Source organism: Stenotrophomonas sp. YJH_SMC_131, from assembly GCF_059367975.1.
The window spans coordinates 434,393-445,186 of the sequence record NZ_JCAFRJ010000002.1 but is presented as its reverse complement, the minus strand read 5'-3'; the positions used below and the strand labels follow the sequence as shown (position 1 = coordinate 445,186).

Annotated in this window: 10 protein-coding genes; 5 read left to right on the top strand and 5 right to left on the bottom strand. The window is 65.0% G+C overall.

Annotated features, from left to right (window positions below; all coding sequences use genetic code 11):
- Positions 1 to 24 precede the first annotated feature (24 nt).
- The 3 genes from AC5P56_RS05830 to AC5P56_RS05820 all read right to left on the bottom strand — a co-directional run bounded on the left by AC5P56_RS05830 (position 25) and on the right by AC5P56_RS05820 (position 1,150).
- Positions 25 to 267 (bottom strand): phage tail assembly protein T, encoded by a 243-nt coding sequence (locus tag AC5P56_RS05830; RefSeq protein ID WP_495231489.1) that lies wholly within the window; start codon positions 265 to 267, stop codon positions 25 to 27.
- Positions 268 to 347: 80 nt separating this feature from the next.
- Positions 348 to 692, bottom strand: a complete 345-nt coding sequence (locus AC5P56_RS05825) for a hypothetical protein (protein ID WP_014647908.1) — start codon at positions 690 to 692, stop codon at positions 348 to 350.
- Positions 692 to 1,150 (bottom strand): hypothetical protein, encoded by a 459-nt coding sequence (locus tag AC5P56_RS05820; RefSeq protein WP_014037992.1) that lies wholly within the window; start codon positions 1,148 to 1,150, stop codon positions 692 to 694. Before AC5P56_RS05820 ends, AC5P56_RS05825 begins: the two co-directional genes overlap by 1 nt.
- A gap of 365 nt (positions 1,151 to 1,515) precedes the next feature.
- Between AC5P56_RS05820 and AC5P56_RS05815 the strand changes: the two genes are divergently transcribed.
- Genes AC5P56_RS05815 through AC5P56_RS05805 form a run of 3 tightly spaced genes read left to right on the top strand, consistent with a single transcriptional unit; the run spans position 1,516 to position 2,789 of the window.
- The gene (locus tag AC5P56_RS05815) at positions 1,516 to 2,187 is read left to right on the top strand and encodes a dienelactone hydrolase family protein (RefSeq protein ID WP_495231488.1); all 672 of its coding nucleotides are present in this window, start codon (positions 1,516 to 1,518) and stop codon (positions 2,185 to 2,187) included.
- Complete coding sequence (locus AC5P56_RS05810; RefSeq protein ID WP_014647910.1) at positions 2,184 to 2,606, top strand: HIT domain-containing protein; 423 nt, start codon at positions 2,184 to 2,186, stop codon at positions 2,604 to 2,606. Before AC5P56_RS05815 ends, AC5P56_RS05810 begins: the two co-directional genes overlap by 4 nt.
- Before the next feature lie 15 nt (positions 2,607 to 2,621).
- Positions 2,622 to 2,789, top strand: a complete 168-nt coding sequence (locus AC5P56_RS05805; RefSeq protein ID WP_005418011.1) for a LiaI-LiaF-like domain-containing protein — start codon at positions 2,622 to 2,624, stop codon at positions 2,787 to 2,789.
- A gap of 106 nt (positions 2,790 to 2,895) precedes the next feature.
- Here AC5P56_RS05805 and dcd read toward each other — a convergent pair whose 3' ends face one another.
- On the bottom strand, positions 2,896 to 3,468 hold the full coding sequence (dcd, locus tag AC5P56_RS05800) for a dCTP deaminase (RefSeq protein ID WP_014037995.1): 573 nt from the start codon (positions 3,466 to 3,468) through the stop codon (positions 2,896 to 2,898).
- A 78-nt stretch (positions 3,469 to 3,546) separates the two neighbouring features.
- Positions 3,547 to 4,401: an iron-sulfur cluster carrier protein ApbC gene (gene apbC, locus AC5P56_RS05795; protein ID WP_014647911.1), complete on the bottom strand. Its 855-nt coding sequence runs from the start codon at positions 4,399 to 4,401 to the stop codon at positions 3,547 to 3,549.
- A 213-nt stretch (positions 4,402 to 4,614) separates the two neighbouring features.
- Between apbC and AC5P56_RS05790 the strand changes: the two genes are divergently transcribed.
- Entirely contained in the window at positions 4,615 to 7,404 is a 2,790-nt protein-coding gene (locus AC5P56_RS05790; protein ID WP_014647912.1) for a TonB-dependent receptor plug domain-containing protein, read from the top strand.
- Between the two features lie 387 nt (positions 7,405 to 7,791).
- Positions 7,792 to 10,770, top strand: a complete 2,979-nt coding sequence (locus AC5P56_RS05785) for a TonB-dependent receptor plug domain-containing protein (protein ID WP_014647913.1) — start codon at positions 7,792 to 7,794, stop codon at positions 10,768 to 10,770.
- Positions 10,771 to 10,794: the final 24 nt, after the last annotated feature.

Below are 10,794 nucleotides of genomic sequence, written 5' to 3'. Positions count from 1 at the left end.
AGCAATGCCCTGCCCCGCCCGGAATCACGCCGCAGCGTTGCGCCGCGATGCGCTGCCGAACAGTTCCAGCAGCTGCTGCGAGCGCTCCTTTGCCGCCCTCGCCGGCGACGCACGCGGTCGCACCAGCAGGAAGTCGTCGGCAGTGGTCGTATTGCCGTGCACCTGCGCCAGCACACTGGTCAGCTGGGCGAGCATCCCCTGAAGGGGCTGGTCCAACGGCTCCAGGCGTGCGAACGCATACATCTCCGAGAGCTGGCGGGAAGTCACTCCCGCCAGCAGGTGGTCCGGATGCGGGAGGCCCAGCCTCCACGCGATCCGGAACTGAAGCCGGCGCTCAGGCCGGCGGATCAGTTTTTTTCCAGCTCTCCCACGGCCGCATCGCCGAGCGCATTGAGCGTCTGCGCGACACGGAACACGCGATCCAGCGCCGCGGCCGATTTCGTGCCCAGCTGGGCCACCTCATGGTCGGAGAACAGGCGCTCGCCCATTTCATCGACCAGGCACAGGCCGACGAATCGCGCGCGGAAGTCATCCACCTTGGGCGTGTCACCGCCATAGGTCTCCTGCTCCCAGCGATCACGGTCACGCGCCGACATCATCGCCACGCGCACGCTGCCGCCCCATTCGGGTACGGCGACGTCCTCGTGCCGGCGATCCTGCGCGTCCAGGATCTGCTGCTTGCCCAGCAGCATCACGGGGTGCCGCCAGCGGCCACGGTTACCAGCGCGAACTCACGCGGCAGCAGGTCCGCAGTGAACGTCAGCACCTGGTTGGTGCCCGGGGCCACGTTGAAGGCGGCGACCTTGGCGACGAAGGTAGCGGCATCGCCGGTGGGCAGCACCATCAGGAAGTGCAGGTCGGCATCCGGATCGGCGTCGCGCAGGATCTCCTGGCCTGCCGAGCTGCCGACCGGCCAGCGGTGGCCGGACACCTGCACGGCCTGGCCGCCGGACAGACCCGCGATGTTCTCCATCTGCTTGGAACGCAGGTTGGTGGCATCAAGGGTGTTGGCCTGGCCGCGGCCGAACGGGAAGGCGGTCAGGCCGTCGATTTCGGTATAGCCGGCCGGATTGTTCGGCGCGGTCGGGGCGGTACCGGCCTTCACGTACAGCGCGGAGTCCTGGGCGGAAATGGCTTGATTGATGGACATGGTGTTGAATCTCCTGGAAATGAAAAAGCCGCCTTGCGGCGGCTGGGGTTCGGGGTGATCAGGCTCGGGGCTGCCTGCAGTGGGTCATCGTGGCTGGCCCGTCACAGCCACCGGTTGCGCGTTGCGACCCGCAACACGCGGACAACAAAAAAGCCCCCGGCTCGCGCCGGAGGCTTGTATGTCATCGTGGCTGAAAGCTTAGGCTGCGGGTGTGCACCGGTCAATGCAGAAACAGCCCTCTGCACCGCCTTGGGAACGCACTGCCGCAAACCCGCAGCCACCCGATCCGGCACAGCCGCTGACGCCGCGCTAACCGGCGCAGCGCCGACAATGCAGCTCTGTTCCCAGCAACGAGGAAGATGACGATGGCCGAGTGGATCACCCTGGATACGCATCACGGCCCGGTACGGGCCTGGCAGGCCCTGCCGGACGGCACCGCGCGCGGCGGACTGGTGGTGGTGCAGGAAATCTTCGGCGCCAACCCGCACATCCGCAGCGTGGCCGAGCGCTTCGCAGCCGAAGGCTATGCGGTGCTGGCGCCCTCGTTCTTCGACCTGGTCGACGGCCCCGACGCCGACCCGGATGCGCTGCCCTACGACGCCGAGGGCGTGAAGCAGGGCCTGGAACGGGTCGGCGCGCTGGGCATGGAACGGGCGCTGGAGGTCGTGCGCGCGGCGGCCACCCGGCTGGCGCCCTACGGCAAGGTCGGCACCGTCGGCTACTGCTGGGGCGGCACGGTGGCGATGCTGTCCGCACTGCGCCTGGGGCTGCCGTCGGTCAGCTACTACGGTGCGCGCAACGTGCAGTTCCTCGACGAGGCGCCCAAGGCCCCGGTGATCTTCCACTTCGGCGCCCAGGACCACAGCATCCCGCCGGAAGCGGTCCAGGCCCACCGCGAGAAGCTGCCGCAGATGGCCACCTACGTCTATCCGGCCGATCACGCCTTCAACCGGGAGGTCGGACATGCGTATGATCCAGACAGCGCCGCCCTGGCGCTGCAACGCACCCTGGACTTCTTCTCGGAGCATCTTGGATGAGCGAATTCGAACTCGATTCACGCCTGGCCACCGATAGCGTGCTGGTGGCGGAAGGACCGTTGTCGCAAGTGCGGCTGATGAACGACGAACGATTCCCCTGGCTGGTGCTGGTACCGCGCCTGGCCGGGGTGACCGAGTGGATCGAGCTGGACGGCGAGCAGCAGGACAAGCTGCGCACCGAGCTCAACCGCGCCTGCAAGGCCCTGAAGGGCGCAGACGGGGTGGAGAAGATCAACATCGGGGCGCTGGGCAACATCGTGCGCCAGCTGCACTTCCATGTCATCGGCCGCCATGACGGTGATCCGGCCTGGCCGGGCCCGGTCTGGGGCAGTGGCCCGGCGCACCGCTACGAGCCGGCGGCGCTGGACCAGCATGTCGCCTACTGGAAGGAACGGCTAGGATATCCGGCCCAGTCCTGAGCCTTCGCCGACCCGATGCGATTCAACCTCGTTGCCGCCGTCCTGCTGATCCTGATCGGCCTGTTCATGCTCGCCAGCAATCTCGGCTGGACGCACCTGAACCTGTCCAAGCTGCTGTTGACCTGGTGGCCGGTGGCCCTGGTTGGTGTCGGCATCGCGATGCTGTTCGGTCGCGGCAAATAAGGAAGGCGGCGCATTGCGCCGCCTTCCCTCATGTAGAGCCGAGCCATGCTCGGCTTCAATGCAGGGCAACCGAGCATGGCTCGGCTCTACAAATCGCCTGCAATCGTCAGGTCCGCGGCAGGGTCACGCCGGTCTGGCCCTGGTACTTGCCGCCACGGTCGCGGTAGGACGTCTCGCAGACGTCATCGGCGGCCGCCTGGAAGAACAGCATCTGTGCCACGCCTTCGTTGGCGTAGATGCGCGCCGGCAGCGGCGTGGTGTTGCTGAATTCCAAGGTGACGTGGCCTTCCCATTCCGGCTCCAGCGGCGTCACGTTGACGATGATGCCGCAGCGCGCGTAGGTGCTCTTGCCCAGGCACACCACCAGGGTATCGCGCGGGATGCGGAAGTACTCGACGGTACGCGCCAGCGCGAAGCTGTTCGGCGGGATGATGCATTCGTCGGCGGTGATGTCGACGAAGCTGCCCGAGTCGAAGTGCTTGGGATCGACGATCGTCGAGTTGATGTTGGTGAACACCTTGAACTCGCGCGAGCAGCGCACGTCGTAGCCATAGCTGGACGTGCCATAGCTGACGATGCGCTGGCCGTTGGCCTGCTTCACCTGCCCGGCCTCGAACGGCTCGATCATGCCGTGCTGCTCGGACATGCGGCGGATCCAACGGTCACTCTTGATGCTCATGCTTTGTCCTGGGGGTACGAGGGGGCGCGAGGATTCTAGCAGGGGCCCGGCCTCGGCCGGCGGCCCCTGCCCCGGCCCTTACAGCAGCGACGACAGGATCGGGATCGAAGCCCGCGGGCGCCTGCCCACTTCCTCGATCAGGCGCTGTGCGGCATGGCGGTAGGCCTGGGCCGGCGCCGAATCCGGCTGGGCGACGGTGATCGGGGTGCCTGCATCGCCCTGTTCACGGATGCCGATCTGCAGGGGCAGAGAGCCCAGCAGCGGCACGCCGTACTGGGCGGCCATGCGCTCGCCGCCGCCCTCGCCGAACAGGTGCTCGATGTGCCCGCAACTGCTGCAGGTGTGCACCGCCATGTTCTCGACGATGCCCAGCACCGGCACCTCGACCTTCTCGAACATCTTCAGCGCTTTCTTCGCGTCCAGCGTGGCGATGTCCTGCGGCGTGGTGACGATCACCGCACCGGCCAGCGGAATCTTCTGGGTCAGGGTCAGCTGGATGTCACCGGTGCCCGGCGGCAGGTCGATCAGCAGGAAATCCAGGTCGTCCCACAGGGTGTCGTTGAACAGCTGGGTCATCGCCGAGGTGGCCATCGGGCCCCGCCAGATCATCGGCGTGTCCTCTTCGATCAGGTAGCCGATCGACATGGTGTCCACGCCAAAGGCACGCAACGGCTCGATGCTCTTGTTGTCCGGGCTTTCCGGGCGACCGGACAGGCCCAGCATGGCCGGCACGCTCGGCCCGTAGATGTCCGCATCGAGCACGCCCACGCGCGCACCGAGCTGCTGCAGCGCCACGGCCAGGTTCACCGAGGTGGTGGACTTGCCGACGCCGCCCTTGCCCGAACCGACCGCGATCACGTTGCGGATGCGGGCATGCGGCGTAAGTCCCTTCTGGACCTGGCTGACATGGGGACGGCGGGGAGAACTGTTCACAACGGGCACCGGCGGGGTCAGGGGGATAACCCGACATCATACAAGCTGGATGCAAGCTGACTGAAATTCAGGAATGCGACAGATTCGTGCACAGATTGTTAAGTTCATGTTACGTTCGATGAGCACTGTTTTGAGCTGCGGAGCCGGATATTCCAGCCCGCGCGATGGCGCATGCGCAGTGCCGTTTTTGTTTTTGCTCTCCAATGGAATTACATGAAACACGTCAGCAATACCGCACGTCGCAACACGCTCGCCGTCGCCCTGATGTCCGCTCTGATGGCCGCCGCCCCGGCAATGGCCCAGGACAAGGCGACCAACCTGGACAAGATCACCGTCACCGGTTCGCTGATCCCGCAGACCCAGGTCGAAACCCAGACCCCGGTGATGTCCATCACCGCCGAAGACATCCAGACCCGCGGCTTCAGCAGCGTTGCTGAAGTTCTGCAGCAGTCGTCGCTGACCACCGGCGGCCTGCAGGGTGGACAGACCTCGGGTGCGTTCACCCAGGGCGCCGAAGCCGCCGGCATGTTCGGCCTGAACCCGGGCTACACCAAGTACCTGATCAACGGCCGCCCGATGCTCTCGTATCCGGCGCTGTACAACGGCAGCGAGTCGTTCAACAACATCAGCGGCATTCCGATCGACATCGTCGAGCGCATCGAGGTCCTGCCGGGCGGCCAGTCGTCGCTGTACGGCTCGGACGCGATCGCCGGCGTGGTCAACATCATCCTGAAGGAACGCATGGACGGCGGCACGATGTCGATCCGTGGCGGCACCTACACCGAAGGTGGTGGCAGCAACATCCGCTTCAGCGCCGCCAAGGGCTTCAACGCATTCGACGACCGCTTCCACGCGCTGGTCAACGTGCAGATCGAAAACGGCAGCCCGATCTGGGGCTACCAGCGTGACATCACCAAGCAGAACAACCCGGTCGGCTATACCGCACAGCTGCCGTCGAACGACTTTGCCGTCATCGGCAACGCCGACAACAAGCTGTACATGATGGACCCGACCCGCTGCGCCAACGTCGCAGGCCTGTACGACGGCACCACCACCGTCGGCAAGCGTGCATCGGGCGAATCGTGCGGCTCGGTGTACAGCGCCGGCTACAAGACCCTGAAGAACGGCAAGAACAGCGGCCAGTTCTACTCGTCGATGACCTTCGACGTGAACGACAACTTCCAGCTGTTCGCCGATGTGCTGTACAGCAAGGAAAAGACCGAGTTCACCTCCGGCTCCAGCGCCCTGTGGTGGGGCACCAAGTCGGTGATGGGCGGCTTCTACGACCAGGGCCTGGGCAAGGTCGTGAACCTGCAGCGCGCCTTCGCACCGGAAGAAATCGGCCCGGGCCACTACAACAACATCCTGAACTCCGATGAGAGCCGTTCCTACCAGGTCACCCTGGGTGGCAAGGGCATGGTCGGCGACTGGGACTACAGCGCCAGCTTCACCCGCGGCGAATACCGCCTGGACCAGAACCGCTTCGCGCGCTGGAAGGACAAGATCGAAGGCTTCTTCGGCGACACCGTGCTGGGCCCGCGCCTGGGTACCACCGCTGATGGCTTCGGCATCTACAACCCGGACTACGCCGCGTTCTACTCGCCGATCACCCCGGACCAGTTCGCCAGCTTCACCGGCTATGGCACCCACCGCAGCAAGACCTGGCAGAACCTGGGTCGCGTGCAGGTGACCAACGGGTCGCTGTTCTCCCTGCCGGGCGGCGACGCCGGCCTGGCCGTGGTGCTGGAAGGTGGCAGCGAAGGTTGGGATTACTCGCCCGACCAGGCCTTCGTCGATGGTAACGCCTGGGGCGCCACCGCCGTGGCCGGTGCCGGCCACCGCAGCAACTACGCGGTGACCAGCGAACTGCGCATGCCGGTGTTCGAGTCGCTGACCATCAGCGCCTCGGGCCGCTACGACGCCTTCAAGATCGCCGACAAGACCGTTGACAAGGCCACCTACAGCATCGGCCTGGAATACCGCCCGGTTGAGAGCCTGCTGCTGCGCGGCAAGTACGGCACCGCATTCCGTGCGCCGACCCTGTCCGATGCCTTCCAGGGCATGAGCGGCTCGTTCGCCTCCGGCCAGAACGACTACTACCGCTGCAGCCAGATGGGCTACGCGCTGCGTGACGAAGCCTGCTCGTTCTACAAGACCACCTCGGTGTACAGCGAAAAGTCCGGCAACCCGGACCTGAAGCCGATCACCGCCGACGTGTGGAGCGCGGGCGTGGTGTGGGCCCCGGTGAGCAACTTCTCGCTGTCGGTCGACTACTACAACTGGAAGATCAAGAACGAGGTCAAGACCCTGAGCACCGACCAGCTGCTGCTGGCCGAGTACCAGTGCCGCAACGGCCTGCCGAACAACACCTCGGCCAGCTGCCAGAACGTGACCGACTGGGTGTCCCGCGACGCCGGTGGCAACCTGGCCCGCGTGTACACTCCGAAGCTCAACGTGGCCAGCCAGAACCTGGAAGCGGTGACCGTCGGCGCCAAGTACCAGCAGGACCTGGGCCGCTTCGGTTCGCTGATGTTCTCGGGCAACTACACCAACATGCTGAAGCGTGAAGTGGTGCCGCTGCCGGGCGCACAGAAGCTGGATCTGCTGAGCGATCCGTACAACATGTGGTACTACGACAACTTCGCCAAGGTGCGCGGCGATGTGTCGGTGGGCTGGGCCATCTCCAAGTTCACCACCACCCTGTACGCCAACTACGTCGGCAGCACCCCGAACTACCTGGCCTACACCGGCCGCAGCTATGACTACGTCCACTCCTCCGGCGCCAAGGCCGGCAAGTGGGGCTCGTACACCACCTACAACATGAGCCTGAACTACCAGGCGCAGGACGATCTGACCCTGTCGCTGATGGTCAACAACGTGTTCAACAAGCTGCCGGAAGGCCAGCGTTACAACTACCCGGGCAACGAATCGACCCCGTTCAACGACGGCTTCTACAGCGTCTACGGCCGTCAGATCTCGGCCCAGGTCAAGTACGACTTCTGATCCCGTCGTATTCCGGACTGCGTGTCTGGACCAGGCCCCGCTTCGGCGGGGCCTTTTTTTGTCCGTCGCACAGCACGGCCACATCCCGTTCACGGTTCAGACACGTTTGACATGAACCGAAACAAATCAATACGTATCAATGAGATGAAGGAGAAATGGGCGCTCCTGTCACTGCAAGGCGCGCCCATCACCCACAGCTTCATGACTCCCTCGTGAACGTTTGACAGGCTCGGTTAATGTCGTGTTAATCTCGGGTCATCGGCACGTGAAGCCGGTACCAGCGCCGGGTGGCAGCACGCTGCCGACCCCGGGCAAGGGGCACACGGAGACGCCGACAAGGACCTGTCCCGGTGTACGACGCAATCATTCGATTCAAGGGGATTTCAGATGATCAATCGCAAGTCGCTCAGCAAGCACCCGCTGAGCTTCGCCCTCGCCTCCGCCGTGCTGCTCGCTGCGGCTGCCCCGGCGATCGCACAGGACGCCTCGGGCTCGACGCAGACCACCGAAGAGGCATCCAAGTCCAAGGCCACCAATCTGGATACGGTGACCGTCACCGGCTCGCGCATCAGCCGCGACGTGTTCAACTCGGTCTCGCCGGTGCAGGTCGTCACCCGTGAAGAAACCACCCTGGCCGGCTTCAACTCGACCACGGCGGCCCTGCAGAGCACCGCGGTCACCGCCGGTGCGGCGCAGATCAACAACGCCTATGGCGGCTACGTCACCGACGGTGGCCCGGGCGCCAACACCCTGGGCCTGCGCGGCCTCGGCCCGACCCGCACCCTGATCCTGCTCAATGGCCGCCGCGTGTCGCCGGCCGGTACCCGCGGCTCGGTGGGCTCGACCGACCTGAACGTGCTGCCGAACTCGATCGTCGACCGCGTCGAAATCCTGAAGGACGGTGCGTCCTCGATCTACGGCTCCGACGCCGTTGCCGGCGTAATCAACATCATCACCAAGAAGAAGGTCGATGGCGTCAGCTTCGAAGCACAGCACAACGCCACCGATGGCGGCGGCGGTGAAGAGCGCCGTTACTCCATCATGTTCGGTGCCACCGGCGAGCGCTCGCACTTCTCCGGCTCCTATGAGTACTACACCCGCAACGAGCTGACCCTGGCCGACCGCAGCTGGGCCGGTGGCTGCCCGACCGACATGTACCGCGACATCGACGCGGGCGACTATTGGGGCAGCGGCGACTTCATCGACCCGCTGACCGGCAAGCCGAAGTGCTGGTCGCTCGATGCCGGCGGCACCACGCTGAACACCATCGGCACCAACACCCGTACCGGTGTTGCGGCCCCGGGCGGCGCCGGCACCCGCTTCAACCGCTGGCGCCCGAATGCGGCCATCACCACCGGCCTGGTGGGCTACGAAGGCGTGGACCTGAACACCCGCGACACCTTCGATCCGGCCATGCGCAACCAGTCGCTGATCTCGCCGACCAAGACCCACACCCTGTACCTGCAGGGTGGCTTCGACCTCAACGCACTGGGCGATGCCGAGCTGTACTACGAGTTCCTGGGCAACAAGCGCAAGTCGACCCAGACCGGCTATCGCCAGCTGACCCTGGACTATGCCGTGGGCAGCCCGCTGATCCCGGCCAACCTGCGTGACAGCGTTGCCGGTGCTCCGACCGACCAGACCAGCGGCAAGAACCTGGGCGTGCGTGCGTTCATCGGTTTCGGCAACGACACCAACAAGCAGAACGTCGACTTCCTGCGCTTCAATGCCGGCCTGCGTGGCCACCTGAGCTCGGAGTGGAACTATGACTTCAACGTCATGCACTCGCGCAGCGACGCCGACTACACCTTCGAGAGCTTCCTGACCAGCCGCCTGCGCCAGAGCCTGGACGTGGTCTCCAACGGTGCCGGTGGCTATGTCTGCCGGGACGGTTCCAACGGCTGCATCGCCGCGCCGGCGCTGAACACCAACACCATCGGTGGCAAGCTGCCGCAGGACTGGAAGGACTGGGTGTTCGTGCCGGTCACCGGCAACACGCTGTACAAGGAAACGACGGTCAACTTCAACGTCAACGGCCCGCTGTTCGACATGCCGTACGGTTCGGCCGGTGGTGCATTCGGCGTCGAGTACCGCAAGGCACGCATCGACGACACCCCGTCGCCGTACTCGATCAATGCCGACCTGTACAACCTGACCAACGCCACTCCGACCCGCGGTTCGGACTCGGTGTTCGAAGCCTACGGCGAACTGGAACTGCCGCTGCTGTCCGGCGTCACCGCTGCCGAGGAACTGACGGTCAACCTGTCCGGCCGCTACACCGACTACAAGTCCTACGGCTCGGATGAGACCTACAAGATCGGCGCGCTGTGGACCCCGGTGAAGTGGCTGTCGTTCCGTGCGTCGTACGGCACCTCCTACCGCGCACCGGCGCTGTTCGAACAGTTCCTGGGCGGCACCACCGGCTTCCTGAGCAGCAGTGCCGACCCCTGCAACGAGTATGGTGATCGCAACCCGAGCTCGCCGCGTTACCAGAACTGCGCATCGCTGGGCCTGGCACCGGACTACCTGGCCACCCAGGGCGTGACCGTGGTCACCCAGGGTGGTGCCGAGGCCGGCCTGGAAGCCGAAACCTCCAAGGCCAAGACCTTGGGCGTGGTGATCCAGCCGGAATTCGGCAGCGGCTTCGGTGACCTGTCCTTCGCCGCCGACTACTTCGACATCGAAGTGAAGAACGGCGTCGACAGCGCGGGCGGCGCGAACATCCTGTCGCGCTGCTACGACAGCGGCAGTGCCGACTTCTCCTCCGGTTCGGGTCTGTGCCGCCTGGTGGCCCGCAACCCGGTCAACAACCAACTGGTGGTGACCAACGGCTTCATCAACCTGTCCACCGACAAGGTCCGTGGCCTGGACTTCACCACCCGCTATGTCCGCGAAATCGGCCCGGGCACCCTGCGCACCACGCTGCAGTTCACCCACTACCTGGAACAGGCCAGCAAGGTCTTCTCCGACGATCCGCTGGTGGACTACAACGGCATGCTGTCGCGTCCGGAAAACACCGCCTCGCTGGACCTGAGCTACAAGTGGAAGAACTGGCAGGTGCGTTACGGCCTGGACTGGATCGACAAGATGGACAGCTACGCGTACTACGAGGAGCGCAACCCGGGTGACTTCGATCCGGCCACCTCGGCGTACAAGCTGTACACCCCGAACTACTTCCTGCAGGCCATCTCGGTGAAGTATGAAGCGGACAAGTGGTCGGTCACCGGTGGCGTGCGCAACTTCGCCGACCGCAAGCCGCCGACCATCTCGCAGGGTGTCTACAGCACCGTCGGCAACGCGCTGCTGTACAGCGGCTTCGACTACTTCGGTCGCAGCTACTTCCTGAACATCACGCGTTCGTTCTGATCCTGCTCCCTGCAACCGCCGCCC